Raw genomic sequence first — 18,831 nt, forward strand, 5'->3', positions numbered from 1 at the left:
ATAGCGCAATTTTTACTTATTTGTTGTTTTTTTGGTTCTGCACAAACGACTGAGCTTTCAGAAAACAATCAAATGAAAGACTCTATTGAGAGCTATTTGATGAATGCTTCACAATCTATTGACCAAACTAGATTAGAACTTGCGCTTTCTAATATTATCAACGCAAAAGAGCTTGCTTTACAACAACAAAACAAAACTTATATAGCAAAGACCAATATGGTACTTGCTAAACTATACCGCGAATTGGGAGATCTCAAAAAAGCTGAAGAGCAAATCCTAGATGCTATTGCTTTTCAGAATGAAACCAATGACGAATTTATGCTTGTTTCTTCATATACAATATATGGATCAATTGCTACAAAGCTTGGAAAATTTAAAACCGCATTAAAATCCCTTCAAAACGCATTAGCAATAGCCAAAAAAAATGATTACAAAAATCAGGAAGGACCTATAAAATTAAATCTTGGACTTTTAGCTCTCGCTCAAGAAAAACCCAAATTAGCTATACAACACTTTAATAGCGGGCTTCCTATCATAAATTCATTTGATCAGTATTACTTCAAAGCAAAACTCTATACAAATAAAGCCAGAGCACAATTATCAATAAACCAACCTGATGAAGCCATGAAAACCAATGATTTGGCTATGCAAATTGGTGAAGATATGGGATATGCAGAAATACAATCAGAATGTTTCGAACTGTTTAGCCAGATATATGAACGAAAAGAAGATTATCCCGCCTCTCTTAAAAACCTTAGAGCACACGAAAAAATAAAAGATGCTCTTTTTAATACCAATAAAGAAATTATAGCTCAGGAAGCAGGCGCAAAACTAAATCTAAATGAAAATAATGTTCTAATAGAAGAGCTAACAGAGGAAAATATACAACAACAAAGATCTTTAAAATTAGGGCGACTTACAACCATACTAAGTATTGCTTTGATAACAATATTATCTCTTTTAACGCTTTCTCTTTATAAAAATAACAACCTAAGAGCCAGAGCAAACGAATTATTACAAAATAAAAACACAGAACTTATACTGGCAAAAGAGAATGCAGAAAGAGCTAGTGAGGCCAAAGTTCAATTCCTTTCTACAATAACACACGAGTTAAGAACACCATTATATGCTGTTACAGGATTAACACATTTGTTACTCGAAGAAAGCCCTACACCTAATCAAAAAGAGCATCTTAATTCTCTCAAATTCTCTGGAGAATATCTTTTGTCACTAATTAATAATATTCTGGATCTCAATAAACTTGAGGCTAACAAAGTAGAACTGGAAAACACATCATTCAATTTAAAAAAACGAATAAATGATGTATTAATAGCGCTGGGTAAATCTGCTAAAGACAGAAATAATAATTTACATTACGAATTTGATGAGTCTATCCCGGCTAAACTTAAAGGAGACCCGCTTAAAGTTTCTCAAGTCTTAATTAATCTTATCGGAAACTCTATAAAATTCACACAAAACGGAGATATTTGGATACGAGTAAAACCTATTAATCAAATTGACAATAAAGTCTCGCTTAGTTTTGAAATTGAAGATAACGGAGTAGGAATATCAGAAAAAAAGCAACTTAGTATTTTTGAAAACTTTACTCAAGGCTCTGTACAAATTAATAGAAAATTTGGTGGTACAGGTTTAGGGCTATCAATAGTAAAGAATTTATTGTCCTTAATGGATAGTGAGATCAAACTAGAAAGTGAATTAGGCAAAGGATCAAAATTTTTATTTGACCTTACATTCGAAGTTTTTGAAGACAAAAGCACTAATTACACCGAAGAAGCTAAAAAAATTGATTACAGTATAATGATCGACAAACATATACTGGTGGTCGAAGACAATAAAATCAATCAACTAATTACCAGAAAAATCTTAGAAAAGAACGAGATAAGATGTGATGTTGCCGATAATGGTGATATTGCAGTAAACAAAACAAAAGAAAACACCTTTGATCTTATTCTTATGGATATCCATATGCCAGGAATCAGTGGCATTGAAGCCACCAAACAAATTAGAAAATTCAATAAAGAAATTCCAATTATAGCATTAACAGCTGTTACTCTTGATGATAATCTGGATGAGTTCTACGATAATGGATTTAATGACATCATACCAAAACCATATAAAACTGAAGAGTTTTTCACAAAACTCCACAAAGCATTGGTAAAAAAGCAAGCCACTGCTTAGTGGTTTGGCACAGCTTTTGAGAAGTAAAGGTTAACCGAGTTTATATACATAAACTTATTTGAGTTAGCCAGAATTAAAAAATTAAGATCCTACTATAGGATCTTAGTTTTTTTCAATAAACTTCAATATTTTATCATCAAAAGAAGAAGCTCCTTCTACAAACCTTACTTCTATCGGCTGGTACCATAATTTCTCTTCAGAAATATCCGAAGCTAATCTTACATAATCTTTTTCTGTCGTAATAATAAATTCAAGATCATTTAAATTATGTAATTCGGTATCAGTAAAATTATGATGATCAGGAAAACTAATATGATCAAATGTTAACCCCAAAGACGTATAATAATCTAATAAAGGAGTAGGATTAGCAATACCAGTCACCAAAGTAAAATGAATATTTTGTAAGGAACTGATCGGTTTTGTTCCAGAAACATTTGCTATATCATTTCCATAATTGATAGTGGTAAAAAACAAATCCTGATTGGATTTTATCGCAAGTTTATCTGTAATTCTTTTTCTTTCTTCAAAAGGCAATGGATTAGGACATTTTGTAACTACAATAATATCAGCCCGATCAGCCCCTTTTTTGGGTTCTCTTAAATTTCCTGTAGGCAAAACAATATCATTACAGTAAAGATCATAATATGCAGTAAGCAAAATATAGAATCCTGCTTTTACCTTACGATGTTGATAAGCATCATCTAATAAAATCACTTCTGGTTTGGGTGTTAATGATCTTAAATTAGAAATTCCACTACGCCGATCCGCATCTACCGCTACAACAACATTTGTGAATTTTCTTTTAAACTGAAGTGGTTCATCTCCTACTTGTTTTGCTGTAGAAGAAGTAGCAACCAGCTTAAATCCTTTGGTTTCTCTTTTATATCCTCGACTAAGTGTTGCTAATGACACCTTATCTTTAAGCAAAGTCATTAAATATTCTACCATTGGTGATTTACCGGTTCCTCCTACACTAAGATTCCCTACTGCTATTATCGGAAAGGTATATGTCGTAGATTTTTTAATACCCAGATCATACAATTTATTTCTCAACCAGGTAATCAAATAATAAAAAGGAACAAAAGGTAAAAGTATTTTTCGCAGTAAATTCACACGTTTAAAATTTTCAATATATCAGTACAACAAAAGTATAAAACGAAACTTTGATTATTGATAAAAGTTTTTTTACATTCAATTTTTATTCAAAAACATATTATAATGCAAATAAAAGAGGTTATACAGCATCTTGAAACTTTAGCTCCAATCGCATATGCAGAGGATTTTGATAATGTTGGTTTATTGGTTGGTAGCCGTGAAACCGTAGTAACGGGGGTTCTGGTAACCCTGGATACTCTCGAAAACATAGTAGATGAAGCAATAGAAAACAACTGTAATCTCATTATAAGTTTTCACCCCATCGTATTTAAGGGACTCAAAAAATTTAATGGCAGTAACTATGTAGAGCGAGTAGTAATGAAAGCTATTAAAAATGATATTGCCATTTTTGCTATTCATACAGCTCTAGACAATGCAATACACGGGGTAAATAATATGATATGCGAGCAGTTAGGACTTCTGAATCGCAAAATTCTTATCCCGCAAAGCGGAAATATAAAGAAATTAGTCACCTTCGCTCCTACTGCTGAAGCTGAAGTATTACGCAACAAACTATTCGAAGCCGGAGCAGGAAGCATTGGTAATTACGACAATTGTAGTTTTTCTTCTGAAGGAACAGGAACATTTAGAGCCTCTGATACTGCAAACCCATCAATTGGTGAAATCGGAAAAACACATCACGAAAAAGAAACTCAGATTCAAGTTACATACCCCAAACATTGTGAAGGTAAAGTCCTTAAAACTCTTTTTGAGAATCATTCTTATGAAGAAGTAGCCTATGAAATTACCACTCTTGAAAATAAAAATCAAAATATTGGGATGGGTATGATTGGGGAGCTGTCAAACCCGGTAGAAGAGCTTGATTTTTTAAAACACATCAAAAATATTTTCAAAACTGGATGTGTACGACACTCGGCATTACTAAACAAACCTATCAAAAAAGTAGCTGTTCTTGGTGGTAGCGGTAGTTTCGCTATTGCTAATGCACATCGAGCAGGTGCAGATATTTTTATCACTTCAGACCTAAAATATCATCAATTTTATGAAGCCGAAGGAAGGTTAATATTAGCCGATATTGGTCACTATGAGAGCGAACAATACACAAAAAACCTAATTGTTAGTTATCTTAGAAAAAAAATCAGTAATTTTGCAATCATTTTATCGGATAAAAACACCAATCCTATTCAATACATATAAAATATGGCAAAGAAAGAAGTTACTGTTGAGCAAAAATTAAGAGCACTATATGACTTGCAATTAATAGACTCTAGAGTTGATGAGATCAGAAACGTACGCGGAGAATTACCTTTAGAGGTTGAAGATCTTGAAGATGAAGTAGCCGGATTAAACAAAAGATTAGAAAAGCTAAACAATGATCTTGAAACTATCGCCGAAGGTATTAGTAACAAGAAAAACCTAATTGAAGAAGCTAAAGCACTAATCAAAAAATACGGAGAGCAACAAAAAAATGTTCGTAATAATCGCGAATACAATTCACTTAGTAAAGAAGTTGAATTTCAGGAATTAGAAATTCAATTAGCAGAAAAACATATCAAGGAACACAAAGCTCAGATTATTCAAAAAAATGAGATCATCGATCAGACCAAAACAAAACTTGGAGAGCGTAACTCTCACCTTTCTCACAAAAAAGGAGAACTTGATGCTATTTTAGCTGAAACTGAAAAAGAAGAGCAAGCTTTAATTTCTAAGTCTGAAGATTACCAAAAAGAGATCGAAGAACGTTTAATCAATGCTTACAAAAGAATACGTAGCAATGTAAAAAACGGGCTTGCTGTTGTACCAATTGAACGTGGCGCTTCTGGAGGGTCATTCTTTACCATTCCGCCGCAAGTACAGATGGAAATTGCTTCTCGCAAGAAAATCATCACAGATGAACACAGTGGTCGAATTTTAGTCGACCAAGAACTTGCAAAAGAAGAAAAAGAAAAAATGAATGCACTTTTTGCAAAACTATAATAAATAATAGTTAAACAACATATAGCCTCAGTTTTACTGAGGCTTTTTTGATTGCACAAACAATGAATCACATCCTCATCATAGGCTTTGTTTGGCCAGAACCCAATTCTTCGGCAGCAGGAAGCAGAATGATGCAGCTTATAGCACTATTCGAGGCTCAAAACTGGGGGATCACCTTTGCCAGCCCTGCAGTAGAAACAGAGCACATGGTAGATCTCGAAAACACAAATATCACTAAAGCAACAATAGAGCTTAACAATTCTAGTTTTGATGATTTTATCAAAAAACTACAACCAGACATAGTGATGTTTGATCGATTTATGACTGAAGAACAGTTCGGATGGAGAGTCACAAAATATTGCCCTAATGCTTTAAAAATATTAAACACAGAAGACCTACATAGTCTTAGAAAAACCCGGCAAGAATCATTTAAAAGCAATACAACTTTTAACAATGACGCTCTTTTATGTGGCGACATTACAAAACGAGAGATTTCAAGTATATATCGATGCGACCTATCCCTAATTATTTCTGATTTTGAAATAAAACTTCTTAAGGAGATCTTTAAAATAAATGAAGACTTATTATTCTATTTACCTTTTCTACTTGACCCCATTACTGCAGAGATAAAAAAAACATGGCCAGAGTACAAAAACAGAAAACACTTTGTTACTATAGGAAATTTTCGCCATGAACCAAATTGGAATAGCGTGTTATACCTTAAAGAAGTCATTTGGCCATTAATCAGAAAAGAGCTTCCAGAAACAGAATTGCACATCTACGGATCATACCCCCCTCCTAAAGCAACACAGCTACACAATCCAGAAGAAGGATTTTATATTAAAGGATGGGCAAAAAGTGCAACAGAAATAATGTCGAAAGCTCGTGTTTGCCTTGCCCCTTTACGATTTGGAGCGGGAATTAAAGGAAAACTCACAGAGGCCATGCTTTGTGGCACACCAAGCGTAACCACCTCTATCGGAGCGGAAGGAATGCTCGATGAAGAAGCCGATTGGAACGGTTTTGTTATCGATGACCCTTCAAAATTTGCCAAAGCAGCCATAAGATTATATAATAACGAAAGCCTCTGGCAACAATCACAACAAAACGGAATAGAGATTATAAATACACGATTTCAAAAAGAAAAGTTCTGCATCCCATTTCTCGATCGGGTTTCTAAACTTCAAAAAAACCTTAATAAACATCGTACCAAAAACTTTATCGGTAGCATACTACAGCATCATACGCTACGAAGCACCGAATTCATGTCTAGATGGATAGAAGAAAAAAACAAAGCCTAGTGAGCTCGCATTACAAAATAACTTCACTTACATAACCCACTGCAAATCAATTGATAAAATTTAAAAATAGGGGAAATCCCCCTTTTATTAGAATAAAAATATCTCTAATTTTACTTTACCAACAAAATTAATTTTAGGAGGAATCAGAAAATCCTTTAATAGAGTACGAACAACTAGTACTGGTTTCTATTACTATATAGATTCGATCGAAACTAGTACAAATCTTAAAACCTTATGAAAAAATTCACACTAACCATCTTGACGAGTTTTATGTTACTACTATTCTCCTCTTGTGAAAAAGAAGTTAGCACTACAATCGAAACTCAGGAAGCAATTACCCAGGAAGATATCACCGGAATCAAGAGATCCGAAATACCTGATGATATTAAACTCGATTATCACGAAAAATATGGTGTTATACGAGCAGATGAATACCCTATGGAGCGTAGAGGTACAGAAATTAGCTTAGAAACATTTTTAGAAAAAGCTAATCTCAAAAAAGATGATTTTGCTGATTACAGAATCACCGAAAGACAATTTTCTGGAATTGGACTAGCCGAACATCGAATAAACGGAGAAGTAATTCAGGTACATCACGAATATAAAAACGAACCTGTAACTATTTTTGAAGGAGTTACACATGAAGGCAGAAGAGTAACAATAATCATCATTATTGTCTGTTCTAATGGGCTTGTTATTGTAATTATTCTCTAAACTTCTAAAAACAATAATTCTAAAATAAAAAATCAGGAGTTATACCATGACGTATCACTCCTGATTTTAATATTATAATAAAAGTACTGCTACTTAAAGTGCAGCTACGTGTTTTGCTAATTGTGATTTCAAGTTAGCAGCTTTATTCTTATGAATAACATTATTCTTAGCTAACTTATCAAGCATAGAAACAACTGTAGGAAACAAAGTCTCTGCTTCTTTCTTATCAGACTCACGTAATTTTTTTATAGCATTACGTGTAGTTTTATGCTGATACCTGTTTCTAAGACGTTTTGCCTCGTTACTTCTGATTCTTTTTAATGCTGACTTATGATTTGCCATCTCTCTTCTATTAAATTTCTTACTATAAAATTTGTAGCCCGTAGGGGAATCGAACCCCTCTTACCAGGATGAAAACCTGGCGTCCTAGCCGATAGACGAACGGGCCATTTTCCCTTTTCAAGGATTGCAAATTTATAGCTTTCACTTTAAATTTGCAATTAATTTCATTATTGTAGCCCGTAGGGGAATCGAACCCCTCTTACCAGGATGAAAACCTGGCGTCCTAGCCGATAGACGAACGGGCCATGTTGTCTAATTGCGGATGCAAAAATACAACTATTTTTTAATGCTGCAAGTGTTATTTTATTTTTTTCTAAAACCCTTAATAAGCCTTAGCAAATAACACTCTCATTTTTGATGGATTATCACTATAAACACAGCTCCCCTCCTCTTCTTTTGCGTCAAAAGGAATACATCGTATTGTAGCTTTAGTAAGCTCCTTTATCTTTTGCTCTGTCTCTGCAGAACCATCCCAATGTGCCGAAATAAACCCTCCTTTATTCTCTAAAACATCTTTAAACTCATCAAAAGAATTTACTTCTGTGATATGTTCATCCCTATATTGAGTTGCTTTTTGATGCAAACTTTCCTGAATCTCTACAAGTAATGACTCTATTGTTACAACAACCTCATCTTTAGCAACAAATTGTTTTGTTAGTGTATCACGGCGAGCAAGTTCTACAGTTCCTTTTTCTAAATCCTTAGGTCCAATTGCAATTCTAAGAGGAACTCCCTGTAGTTCATACTGAGCAAATTTAGCTCCAGGCCTATGTGTATCTCTATTATCAAATTTAACAGAAATTCCTTTAGATCTTAAATCAGCAACCAACTCATTAGCAACTTTAGAAATTTGATTTAATTGCTCTTCTCCTTTATATATAGGAACAATTACTACTTGAACAGGAGCCAAATTAGGTGGTAGTACCAAACCATTATCATCGCTATGAGTCATAATTAAAGCACCCATCAAACGAGTCGAAACTCCCCATGAAGTAGCCCATACGTAGTCTAATTTACCTTCTTTTGACGTAAATTTTACATCAAATGCTTTTGCAAAATTCTGCCCCAGGAAATGCGAAGTACCAGCCTGCAAAGCTTTTCCATCTTGCATTAGCGCTTCAATACAATATGTATCTTCTGCTCCAGCAAAACGCTCACTCTCTGTTTTTCTTCCTCTTATTACAGGAATAGCCATAAATTGCTCTGCAAAATCCGCATATACATTATTCATTTGCTCTGTCTCAGCAATTGCTTCTTGTCTTGTAGCATGGGCCGTATGCCCTTCTTGCCATAAAAACTCTGCAGTTCGAAGAAATAGCCTGGTACGCATTTCCCATCGCACTACATTAGCCCATTGATTTACTAACAAAGGTAAATCTCTATATGATTGTATCCATCCTTTATATGTATTCCAAATAATAGCTTCAGAAGTTGGGCGTACAATCAACTCTTCTTCTAACTTAGCTTTAGGATCCACAATTAGTTTAGAACTATCTTCTGGGTCAGTTTTTAATCTATAATGAGTAACTACTGCACACTCTTTTGCAAATCCTTCGGCATTTTTTTCTTCTGCTTCGAATAAACTTTTAGGCACAAATAATGGAAAATACGCGTTTTGATGCCCTGTTTCTTTAAATTTTTTATCTAATTCTGCCTGCATTTTTTCCCAAATAGCATATCCATATGGTTTGATCACCATACATCCTCTTACTGCCGAATTCTCGGCTAGATCGGCCTTAACGACCAATTCGTTATACCATTTTGAATAATCTTCGCTACGCTTTGTTAAATTCTTACTCATAAACTCCTATTTGGCACAAATGTTGTGGCTCTGTTAAATATAATTTAGTTAGCGCAAAACTAACTAAATTTGTAATGTTCAACAATAAAATAAGAAGATATGCGACTTAAAAATTATTTTCAGAAAAGTGGAGCTTTAGGTTTTTTACTATTGGCTGCCATCCTTATGTTGACATCTTGTGGCTCATATGAATATACTCCTTACAGAGATGGTATTTATAGTGACGCAGGAAGCCAAAAAAACATTGAGACCCAACCTAATAATACAGATAAAAAATCTAATTATTATTCTAGTTATTTTTCTGAAAAATCTGCACAAATCGATACTGCAATTGAGGAAGATGCAATTTTTACCGATATTGATTCTTATTCTAGCGAAGGTTATGATGCTGCAGATACCACTGCTACTGCATTAAATTATGAAGTTGGACAACCAGCATGGGGCAGCAATCCTACAGAAATCAGCGTTAATCTTTACAATACCGGTTGGAATAACTGGGGCTCTGGATGGGGATGGAATAATGGATGGAATGGATGGAATGGATGGTACGGCAATGGATGGGGATGGAACGCCGGATGGGGATGGAATAGTCCTGGATGGGGATTTGGCTGGGGTAACCCTTACTGGTATGGTGGTTATTACTGTCCTCCTTACTATTATGGAGGTTATGCCGGATATTACAGAGGATATTACCGCCCTTATTACAATAGATATCCATACTATGGAAGATCTCGTTATAGAGCATACAACAGGAGTGCAAGAAACTCGTATGCTTATTCTACCAGAAGTCGCAGAGCATATAATAATTCAAAATACAACACAAGGTCACGAAGATCTTCAACTTACAGCAGCAGAAGCAGACAAGGATACAGCAATAGAAGAGTTGATGCCGCAAGAAGAACACGATCTTCAACAGACAACTATTATAACAGATCCAGATCTTCAAATAATACATATTCTCGTTCACGATCCTCTTCGGTAGGCAGAAGTAATTCAACAAGATACACTAGACCAGCGACAACGACAAGATCCAGAAGTAATTCTTCAACCAGAAGTAGAGGATACACTCCTCCGTCGAATAATTCTTCAAGAAGCAGAAGTTCTGGGTATTCAAGAAGTAGTGCGCCTCGTAGTAGTGGGTATTCACGATCAGGAAGCAGCAGCAGATCCAGAAGTAGCGGAAGTCGTAGTGGCAGCAGATCCAGAAGTCGCGGAAGAAATTAAAAAACTTAATTCAAACCATATAAACAATTGTTAGATAACTTTCCCGAATATCTTACTTATTTTTGAGGTATTCTGTAATTCAAAATTTAAAAAATTGATGAAAAAGCTATTCTTATTCATAGGTATACTATCTATGTCTTTTTTGAGTGCTCAAGATATTACTGATGCATTACGTTATTCACAACAAGATATTCTTGGTACTGCACGCTACAGAGCCATGAGTGGTGCTTTTGGCGCCTTGGGAGGAGATTTATCTGCACTGCAAATTAACCCAGCCGGGTCAGCCGTTTTTTTAAATTCTCATGGATCGGTTACCCTTTCTACAAGTCATATTGATAACGATGTAAACTACTCCGATCGTTTAACCAATCGTGATTCTAGAAATTTAAATTTTAATCAAGTAGGAGCCGTTTTTATTTTCGATCATTACAGTGATGATGCAATCATTAATAAACTTTCATTAGGGTTAGCGTATGATCAGACTGCAAATAATGCTAATGAATTTACTGTTTTTGGGAGAAGTTCTAATTCTATCGACAACTTTTTTCTTGCCGAAGCACAAGGACTGCCTCTGGATTTGATTTCGAGAAGATCGGGAGAATCTATAGACCAGCTTTATAGTTTTCTTGGAGAATCTGAAGGGTATGCTGCTCAGCAAGCATTCCTAGGTCGCGAAGCTTTTGTTATAGAAGCAACCGATGTTGATAATCCCAATAACACTTCTTATTTTTCGAATATTGCATCTGGTGTTTTTGATCAGGAATACTATTATGAAAGTACAGGTTTAAATGGAAAATTCACTTTAAATGGAGGTGCACAAATTAATCAAGTTTTTTATGTAGGATTTAATATCAACTCTCATTTTATTAATTACGACAGAGTTACTGAGTTTTTTGAAGGAAATAACAATGCAGGCAGCAATGTTAATGAAGTAACATTTACCAATAAACTATCTACCACCGGTGGAGGGTTTTCTGCTCAAGTTGGAGGTATTGCAAAGGTATCTGAAATGATCCGCTTAGGAGCTTCTTTTGAATCTCCTACCTGGTACTATATTGAAGAAGAGACCACTCAGCGCCTGGAAACATTTAGTGATATAGATGGAAGATCCATTGTTGATCCCGATGTTATTAATGTTTTCCCAGAATATAAATTACGCACACCCGCAAAAGCCACAGGTAGTATTGCTGTATTATTCAAACAACATGGATTAATCAGTCTTGATTACTCTTACAAAGATTATTCTACAACAAAACTAAGCTCTGACGAAAACATTAGCTTCTCTAATCTAAACAGAGAAATTAACGACAATTTACAAGGTGCCTCTAGTATAAGAATTGGTACCGAATGGAGAGTTGAAAACTGGAGCATTAGAGGTGGATATCGTTTTGAAGAAAGCCCTTATAAAAATGATTTGATCCTTGGAGAAAAAATAGGGTATTCTCTTGGAACGGGGTATTCTTTTGGAAAATTTAAAATTGACATTGCTTATGATTACAGTGAACAAGAACGTACCGAGCAATTTTATCCTAATTCTGGTTTTAATAATGCAGCTCTTGTAGATAGTCACATGCGAAATCTTACATTTACTTTTGGCATGAATTTCTAGAATAGTATATAGTGTTTATCATACAAAAAAACCGAGATGTTATGATCTCGGTTTTTTTGTATAAAAGTATTTTATCGTATTAATGAAAAATTACCTGCAAAAACTCTCCGTCGCATATTCGGATCTCTGGGCTCATTAAATTCTACTCTAAACCAATAATCTGAAGAAGGCATATTTTTTCCGTTATAGGTACCATCCCATCCTGGCCCACCTGCTCTTAGTTGTTTTAACAACTTACCATATCTATCAAATATATAGATTAGAGCTGCAGGTTGGCCTTCGATATTAATCAGGCTCCAGGTATCATGAAAACCATCTCCATTTGGTGTAAAATATTTAGGGTATCCTAAAATCATAATAACATCAGATATTTCTTCACTAGCGGGGCAGTTCGCATATCTGGCTGTGATAAAATAATCTCCTGGTGGAACATTAGTAAATATTGGCGAAGACTGAAAAGGTCTATATTCTAAAAAGCCATTTCCTATATCCCGGTCGAGTCTATACTCAAAATCATCAAACCCTGCAGCTTCTACATCAGGAGCAGCAACTACTTCTGCCGTAATAGTATACCCCCCTGCAAAAGATTCTTCTGCAATAGAATATCCCACAGAAACAACAGCATCAGAAACATCCAGAACCACTAAATCATCAGGAGAATCAGGAACCTCTGCTCCCGTTTCATCAAAACCTCTTAATTGATACACTCCTTCTGTAGTAACTTCTAAAAATGGTATTACCCCAGGAGGCCCCGGAACATTTACAAAATTAGTAGTTCCTACATCTGCTCTTGCCCATTGATACGTTACAGCTCTGGGAAACCTTCCTTCTATAGTAATCGGAAATTCACCACATGTAGCAATATCAGGCCCTACACCGGGTTCTAAAATACTGCAATCTGTAGTTCCTGCATTATCTTCGTTAAGATTGGTTTGCTGAAGTTGAATAACCCCTGCCTCATCTGCAAAATTAGTAATTAGAATAATGTAGTACTCGCCAGATTGAGCATTAGGTATTGTTAGTGTTTCTATATAAATATCATCATCCGGCGTTCTTGCATAACTACAGTCAATGATATTAGTATTATCCATATTATTAACATAATAATCAGGATCATCGACATTATTTACACATTCTGCAGGACGTATATTATCTCCATCCCCATTATTATCACATCCCTGAGAAAGAATATCACAATTCACAAATGAAGTAGGAAAAGGTCCCCAGGCAATAAAATCTACATCAAGCTGCCTTTCTCCTCTGTCTAAATTACTATTATCATTGCTATCGACCCACTGTTGAATATCAAAAATCAATTCTCCTGGTTGATCAATACGAATAAAGTACCATGCCGGGTTAGGAGTAGTATTTAAACAACCTACTTCACCAAGGCCATCCATATCACCAGTTACATTAGGGAAAGTCAATTCTAAAGAAGCATCAGAACAAAAAGGCTGAGCAGCTCTACAAGCTACATCAAAGTCCTGAGCATAAAAAAGTGTACTTTTAAAAACAAGAATGCTAAAAAGCAACAAAATTTGAGGTAATCCTTTTGCCATTTTCATATAACGTTAAAACTTTATTTTTCGTGTGTTACAGTTCAATTTGGGACTTAAATATACAGAACTTCTCCAAGAAAACTAATATCTACAATTGTTTAACATAGCTTTTACTAAGTAAAACAACAAAATCGTATCTTTGCACACCATAATATAGAAGGTATTCGTTAATACGATTCTATTTATGTTACAAAAAAACAAAAAAGTGAGAATTTTGATAAATTATAAAATTTTGAAGTGTGAAAATTGACAAGGCCCTCGAAGCTATTGAAGCGCTAGGTGATAATCATGTAGCTACTAGCGCTACCACTCCTCTTAGAGAAGATGCCTTTAAACTTAGTGATGCCGAAAAAATTGCTTTGATTAAAGAAGATGTAAAACATATTATGGAAACTTTGGGACTAGATCTAACAGATGACAGTCTTAAAGGTACTCCTCAACGTGTAGCAAAAATGTTTGTAAATGAGATTTTTTCAGGCCTTCATCCTCAAAGAAAACCAGATGCCTCTACATTTGACAATCATTATAAATACGGAGAGATGCTGGTAGAGAAAAATATTACTGTATATTCTACTTGCGAGCATCATTTACTTCCAATTGTTGGTCGGGCTCATGTGGCATATATTTCTAATGGCACCGTAGTTGGATTATCCAAAATGAATCGTATTGTTGATTATTATGCAAAACGTCCGCAAGTACAGGAACGCCTAACCATGCAAATCGTTCAAGATTTACAAGTAGTTCTGGGAACAAAGGATGTGGCTTGTGTTATCGACGCAAAGCATTTATGTGTAAATTCTCGAGGAATCAGAGACATAGAAAGCAGTACCGTTACTAGTGAGTTCGGTGGTAAATTTAAAGAGCAATCTGTAAAAAGAGAATTTTTAGATTACATCAAATTAGATACTACCTTTTAATTTTATTTTCAACAAAATCATAAGCATCACTCTACATCATGGCAGCAACTTCGTTGTATAAAACTCAGGAATTAAAAATTTATAATTCTATTTCAGGTCAAAAAGAAACATTTAAATCTATTACAGAGGGTAATATAGGAATGTATGTGTGTGGACCTACAGTTTATAGCAATGTACACTTAGGAAACTGTCGTACATTTATTTCTTTTGACCTGGTATTTAGGTACCTAAGACATCTGGAGTATAAAGTTCGCTATGTTAGAAATATTACCGATGCCGGTCATCTTGAAAACGATGCAGACGAAGGCGAGGATAAAGTGGCCAAAAAGGCGCGATTAGAGGAATTAGAACCTATGGAAATCGTACAGCGATATACTTTAGATTTTCATCATGTTATGTCCAAATTCAATGCAATACCGCCAAGTATAGAACCCACGGCTACTGGACATATCGTAGAACAAATTGAAATTATCAAAACGATTATCGATAATGGTTTTGCATACGAATCAAATGGTTCTATTTATTTTGATGTTCAGAAATTTAATGAAACTAACGATTACGGAAAGTTAAGCGGGCGTAACCTCGAGGATATGATTGCAAATACCCGGGAATTATCTGCTCAAAGTGACAAAAAGAACCCCCAGGATTTTGCGCTTTGGAAAAAAGCAGAACCTCAACACATTATGCGCTGGCCATCTCCATGGAGTGATGGTTTCCCTGGTTGGCACCTGGAGTGTACTGTGATGAGCACCAAATACTTAGGCGAGCGATTCGATATTCATGGAGGAGGAATGGATTTAAAATTTCCTCATCACGAATGTGAAATTGCACAGGGAGAAGCCGCTTGTGGTCAAACTCCTGTAAATTATTGGATGCATGCTAATATGCTTACTCTTAATGGTAAAAAAATGTCTAAATCAACTGGAAATACTATATCTCCGGGAGAATTATTTTCGGGCAATAATGACTTTTTAAATAAGCCATTTGACCCTACCATTGTTCGATTTTTTATGCTTCAGGCACATTACAGAAGTATCTTGGATTTTTCTAACGATGCGTTAGAAGCTTCAGAAAAGGGATTTTACAGATTAATAGATGCAATACAAACTATCGATACGCTATCCACTAGCTCGACCACCGAAGGGTTTAATGTGCAAAACTGGAGGCAAGAATGCTATGATGCAATGAACGATGATTTTAACAGCCCTATCCTAATTGCTAAATTATTTGATGCTGTTAAGTTTATTAATACAATTAAAGAACAAAAGGCTACAATTTCTGCTATAGATCTTGAATTATTACGTAAAACCATACATGGTTTTGTATTTGATGTTCTTGGATTAGTGAATATAAATGAAACTGCTTCGGATATAAGTGATAAGCTTTCTGGAGCGGTAGAATTATTGATTAACTTAAGAGCAGAAGCAAGAGCTAATAAAGATTTTGCCACTAGTGATAAAATTAGAGATGAACTTATAGAAATTGGCATTCAACTTAAGGATGGCAGGGATGGCACTAGCTTTTCATTAAATTAACTATTTTGGCTTTTAAGACGACCATAAAACAAATTTTAATATTTCCATTTGTGGTATTGGTTAAGCTGTATCAAAACCTAATATCACCATTAACTCCTGCTACCTGCCGTTATCAGCCTACTTGTTCGCATTATACTCTTGAAGCGTTACAAAAACATGGGCTTTTTAAAGGAGGAATGCTTTCAATTAAGCGTATTTTTAGTTGTCACCCCTGGGGAGGTAGTGGCTATGATCCGGTTCCTGATGTTGAGAATGAATCTGTGAAAAGTGAACAATAAAGATCCTTTCATAATAATTGTATTTATAAAACGTATGGTCATTTTTTCAATATATGAATATGTAATACGTTTCTCATATAAATACCTATATTTACTTTTGAAAAATAAAACTCACGCATGATATTTACAAAAATTACCTGGAATCCAGTTGAGGGAATAGATCTCGGCTTTTTTGTTATTCGTTTTTATAGCTTAATGTTTGTAATTGCCTTTACACTAGGATGGTACCTAATGAAAAAAATCTATATCCGAGAGAATGTCTCTATGGAAAAACTAGATTCTGTATTTATATATGCTGTTATCGGTACATTATTAGGCGCCAGGTTAGGACATGTATTTTTTTATGACTGGGATTATTACAAAAACAATCTTTTAGAAATTCTTTTGCCTTTCAGGTTTAAACCAGCATTCGAATTTATAGGTTTTCAAGGATTAGCGAGTCATGGAGCTGCTATTGCTTTTATAATTGCAATGTATTATTACTCTAAAAAAGTCTTACACAAACATCCGCTTTGGGTTTTAGATAGAGTTACTATTCCTGCAGCATTTGGAGGTATTTTTGTTCGATTAGGTAATTTCTTTAACTCTGAGATTATTGGAAAAGAATCTGGAGATTCTTTTTTTGGAGTAAAGTTTATACGTGATGGTATAAGTAAAAGAGAGGCTTTAAAAGAAACCGGAATGGATAGCGTTAATAAAGCGTATTCTGCAATCGTAGAAAATCCTAAATTCTCCAACTTACTAGAAGCTATTCCGTATCGTCATCCAGCTCAATTATATGAAGCTTTTGGATATATATTTGTATCTATTATCCTATGGTTAATCTATTGGAAAACTGATAAACGAAAAAACAGTGGATTTCTTTTCGGAATGTATTTAATTCTAATATTTACAGTACGCTTTATTGTAGAATATGTTAAATCAAGCCAGGGAGGTTTTGAAAGTGCCTTAGGTTTACTATCAACAGGTCAATGGCTTAGTATCCCTTTTATTATTATTGGCTTGTATTTTGTAATACGATCCCGAAAGAAAACAGAAGTTAATTAAATAGAAAATAGCATAAAAAAAGCCGATGTAAAATACATCGGCTTTTTTTATGCGTTCAGTTTTATTTTTAAAAAATCTCGTTAGATTCTTTTAGTTTTTCTGTATTTGCTACCAATTGAAGTTCATCTATAATTTTCTGAATATCTCCATCTATAATATTACCTAAGTCATATAGAGTTAAACCAATACGGTGATCCGTTACCCTACCTTGCGGATAGTTATAGGTTCTAATTTTTGCAGAACGATCTCCGGATGAAACCATACTTTTACGTTTCTCAGAATCTGCTGCTTGTTTCTTCTCCAATTCCATATCATACAATCGAGATCGCAATACTTTTAATGCTTTTTCGAGGTTCTTATGTGATGATTTCTGATCCTGGCAACTTACAATCATTCCTGTTGGCTCATGATGTAACTTAATTGCCGAATATGTAGTATTTACAGACTGCCCTCCTGGTCCTGTAGAAGTAGTACGTTCTATACGCACTTCTTGCATATCGAGTTCGATATCAAATTCTTCTGCTTCAGGTAAAACCATTACGGTGGCAGCACTGGTATGTACTCGACCTTGTGTTTCGGTCTGAGGAACTCGCTGTACACGATGTACTCCTGCTTCAAACTTTAATGTCCCATAAACATCTTCACCATTAACTTCGAAAATAATTTCTTTATAACCACCACTGGTTCCTTCATTAAGATCTACAACACTAGTACCCCATCCTCTACCTTCGCAATATTTAGTATACATTCTAAATAAATCTCCTGCAAAAATACTCGCTTCGTCCCCTCCTGTTCCTGCACGAATTTCTACCACACAGTTCTTAGCATCTTCGGGGTCTTTTGGCACAAGCATAAAGCGAATTTTTTCTTCCAAACCAGGTAATTCTTCTTTAGCCTCTTCTAGCTGCATTTTGGCCATTTCTACCATCTCTGCATCACTACCATCAGCAATAATTTCTTCTGCCTCTTTTAGATTATTAGTGAGTTCAATATAAGAATCTCTCACATCCATAAGTGCTTTAAGATCTTTGTATTCTTTATTAAGCTGTATGTACTTTTTTTGATCTGCAATGATATCCGGCTGAATGATTAAATCAGTCACTTCTTCAAACCGTTGCTTTACAATATTTAATTTATCAATCATAGTGTATTCTTCCTAATCTGTAGAATATACAAAAGTAAGCTTTTTTGTCATAAGCTCATACAGCATAG

The 18,831-nt window shown here is 34.8% G+C and carries 16 protein-coding genes and 2 tRNA genes; 11 read left to right on the top strand and 7 right to left on the bottom strand.

The window, feature by feature from the left end:
* Window positions 1–72: 72 nt before the first annotated feature.
* The gene (locus tag DK441_RS05385; protein ID WP_109098021.1) at window positions 73–2,199 is read left to right on the top strand and encodes a response regulator; all 2,127 of its coding nucleotides are present in this window, start codon (window positions 73–75) and stop codon (window positions 2,197–2,199) included.
* 102 nt (window positions 2,200–2,301) lie between these two features.
* Here DK441_RS05385 and lpxK read toward each other — a convergent pair whose 3' ends face one another.
* Entirely contained in the window at window positions 2,302–3,312 is a 1,011-nt protein-coding gene (lpxK, locus tag DK441_RS05390; RefSeq protein ID WP_109097831.1) for a tetraacyldisaccharide 4'-kinase, read from the bottom strand.
* Between the two features lie 105 nt (window positions 3,313–3,417).
* Here lpxK and DK441_RS05395 point away from each other — a divergent pair, with 105 nt between their 5' ends.
* The 4 genes from DK441_RS05395 to DK441_RS05410 all read left to right on the top strand — a co-directional run bounded on the left by DK441_RS05395 (window position 3,418) and on the right by DK441_RS05410 (window position 7,307).
* Window positions 3,418–4,512 carry a Nif3-like dinuclear metal center hexameric protein gene (locus DK441_RS05395; RefSeq protein WP_109097832.1) on the top strand — a complete coding sequence of 365 codons (1,095 nt, stop codon included), beginning with the start codon at window positions 3,418–3,420 and terminating at the stop codon, window positions 4,510–4,512.
* A 3-nt stretch (window positions 4,513–4,515) separates the two neighbouring features.
* Window positions 4,516–5,292: a zinc ribbon domain-containing protein gene (locus DK441_RS05400; protein ID WP_109097833.1), complete on the top strand. Its 777-nt coding sequence runs from the start codon at window positions 4,516–4,518 to the stop codon at window positions 5,290–5,292.
* A 62-nt stretch (window positions 5,293–5,354) separates the two neighbouring features.
* Window positions 5,355–6,593 carry a glycosyltransferase gene (locus tag DK441_RS05405; protein WP_109097834.1) on the top strand — a complete coding sequence of 413 codons (1,239 nt, stop codon included), beginning with the start codon at window positions 5,355–5,357 and terminating at the stop codon, window positions 6,591–6,593.
* 234 nt (window positions 6,594–6,827) lie between these two features.
* Window positions 6,828–7,307, top strand: coding sequence for a hypothetical protein (locus DK441_RS05410; protein WP_160111961.1), 480 nt, complete (start codon window positions 6,828–6,830; stop codon window positions 7,305–7,307).
* Between the two features lie 93 nt (window positions 7,308–7,400).
* Here DK441_RS05410 and rpsT read toward each other — a convergent pair whose 3' ends face one another.
* From rpsT to proS, 4 genes are all read right to left on the bottom strand, one after another.
* Entirely contained in the window at window positions 7,401–7,649 is a 249-nt protein-coding gene (gene rpsT / locus DK441_RS05415) for a 30S ribosomal protein S20 (RefSeq protein ID WP_074408904.1), read from the bottom strand.
* 34 nt (window positions 7,650–7,683) lie between these two features.
* Window positions 7,684–7,755, bottom strand: a tRNA-Glu gene (locus tag DK441_RS05420).
* 67 nt (window positions 7,756–7,822) lie between these two features.
* Window positions 7,823–7,894, bottom strand: a tRNA-Glu gene (locus DK441_RS05425).
* Between the two features lie 77 nt (window positions 7,895–7,971).
* Window positions 7,972–9,450, bottom strand: a complete 1,479-nt coding sequence (gene proS / locus DK441_RS05430) for a proline--tRNA ligase (protein ID WP_109097836.1) — start codon at window positions 9,448–9,450, stop codon at window positions 7,972–7,974.
* A gap of 99 nt (window positions 9,451–9,549) precedes the next feature.
* Here proS and DK441_RS26445 point away from each other — a divergent pair, with 99 nt between their 5' ends.
* Window positions 9,550–10,674 (top strand): hypothetical protein, encoded by a 1,125-nt coding sequence (locus DK441_RS26445; RefSeq protein WP_160111962.1) that lies wholly within the window; start codon window positions 9,550–9,552, stop codon window positions 10,672–10,674.
* Between the two features lie 97 nt (window positions 10,675–10,771).
* Window positions 10,772–12,283: an OmpP1/FadL family transporter gene (locus DK441_RS05445; RefSeq protein ID WP_109097839.1), complete on the top strand. Its 1,512-nt coding sequence runs from the start codon at window positions 10,772–10,774 to the stop codon at window positions 12,281–12,283.
* Window positions 12,284–12,354: 71 nt separating this feature from the next.
* Here DK441_RS05445 and DK441_RS05450 read toward each other — a convergent pair whose 3' ends face one another.
* Window positions 12,355–13,842: a T9SS type B sorting domain-containing protein gene (locus DK441_RS05450; protein WP_160111963.1), complete on the bottom strand. Its 1,488-nt coding sequence runs from the start codon at window positions 13,840–13,842 to the stop codon at window positions 12,355–12,357.
* A gap of 239 nt (window positions 13,843–14,081) precedes the next feature.
* Here DK441_RS05450 and folE point away from each other — a divergent pair, with 239 nt between their 5' ends.
* From folE to lgt, 4 genes are all read left to right on the top strand, one after another.
* Window positions 14,082–14,759 carry a GTP cyclohydrolase I FolE gene (gene folE / locus DK441_RS05455; RefSeq protein ID WP_025666690.1) on the top strand — a complete coding sequence of 226 codons (678 nt, stop codon included), beginning with the start codon at window positions 14,082–14,084 and terminating at the stop codon, window positions 14,757–14,759.
* Between the two features lie 38 nt (window positions 14,760–14,797).
* Window positions 14,798–16,294 carry a cysteine--tRNA ligase gene (gene cysS, locus DK441_RS05460; RefSeq protein ID WP_109097841.1) on the top strand — a complete coding sequence of 499 codons (1,497 nt, stop codon included), beginning with the start codon at window positions 14,798–14,800 and terminating at the stop codon, window positions 16,292–16,294.
* 23 nt (window positions 16,295–16,317) lie between these two features.
* Entirely contained in the window at window positions 16,318–16,572 is a 255-nt protein-coding gene (gene yidD, locus DK441_RS05465) for a membrane protein insertion efficiency factor YidD (RefSeq protein WP_025666688.1), read from the top strand.
* Between the two features lie 117 nt (window positions 16,573–16,689).
* Complete coding sequence (gene lgt / locus DK441_RS05470; protein WP_109097842.1) at window positions 16,690–17,619, top strand: prolipoprotein diacylglyceryl transferase; 930 nt, start codon at window positions 16,690–16,692, stop codon at window positions 17,617–17,619.
* Window positions 17,620–17,686: 67 nt separating this feature from the next.
* On the opposite strand, the gene prfA is transcribed toward lgt, so the two are convergent.
* The gene (gene prfA, locus DK441_RS05475; RefSeq protein ID WP_109097843.1) at window positions 17,687–18,763 is read right to left on the bottom strand and encodes a peptide chain release factor 1; all 1,077 of its coding nucleotides are present in this window, start codon (window positions 18,761–18,763) and stop codon (window positions 17,687–17,689) included.
* Between the last annotated feature and the right edge of the window lie 68 nt (window positions 18,764–18,831).

The organism is Aquimarina sp. AU58 (assembly GCF_900312745.1).
In the GTDB taxonomy this organism is placed as follows: Bacteria; Bacteroidota; Bacteroidia; order Flavobacteriales; family Flavobacteriaceae; genus Aquimarina; species Aquimarina spinulae.

Coding starts and splice junctions, on each gene's coding strand:
- rpsT (WP_074408904.1), bottom strand. CDS start 7,649: ATGGCAAATCATAAGTCAGCATTAAAAAGAATCAGAAGTAACGAGGCA.
- prfA (WP_109097843.1), bottom strand. CDS start 18,763: ATGATTGATAAATTAAATATTGTAAAGCAACGGTTTGAAGAAGTGACT.
- DK441_RS05410 (WP_160111961.1), top strand. CDS start 6,828: ATGAAAAAATTCACACTAACCATCTTGACGAGTTTTATGTTACTACTA.
- lgt (WP_109097842.1), top strand. CDS start 16,690: ATGATATTTACAAAAATTACCTGGAATCCAGTTGAGGGAATAGATCTC.
- DK441_RS05445 (WP_109097839.1), top strand. CDS start 10,772: ATGAAAAAGCTATTCTTATTCATAGGTATACTATCTATGTCTTTTTTG.
- DK441_RS05405 (WP_109097834.1), top strand. CDS start 5,355: ATGAATCACATCCTCATCATAGGCTTTGTTTGGCCAGAACCCAATTCT.
- DK441_RS05400 (WP_109097833.1), top strand. CDS start 4,516: ATGGCAAAGAAAGAAGTTACTGTTGAGCAAAAATTAAGAGCACTATAT.
- DK441_RS05450 (WP_160111963.1), bottom strand. CDS start 13,842: ATGGCAAAAGGATTACCTCAAATTTTGTTGCTTTTTAGCATTCTTGTT.
- DK441_RS26445 (WP_160111962.1), top strand. CDS start 9,550: ATGCGACTTAAAAATTATTTTCAGAAAAGTGGAGCTTTAGGTTTTTTA.
- DK441_RS05395 (WP_109097832.1), top strand. CDS start 3,418: ATGCAAATAAAAGAGGTTATACAGCATCTTGAAACTTTAGCTCCAATC.
- DK441_RS05385 (WP_109098021.1), top strand. CDS start 73: ATGAAAGACTCTATTGAGAGCTATTTGATGAATGCTTCACAATCTATT.
- proS (WP_109097836.1), bottom strand. CDS start 9,450: ATGAGTAAGAATTTAACAAAGCGTAGCGAAGATTATTCAAAATGGTAT.
- cysS (WP_109097841.1), top strand. CDS start 14,798: ATGGCAGCAACTTCGTTGTATAAAACTCAGGAATTAAAAATTTATAAT.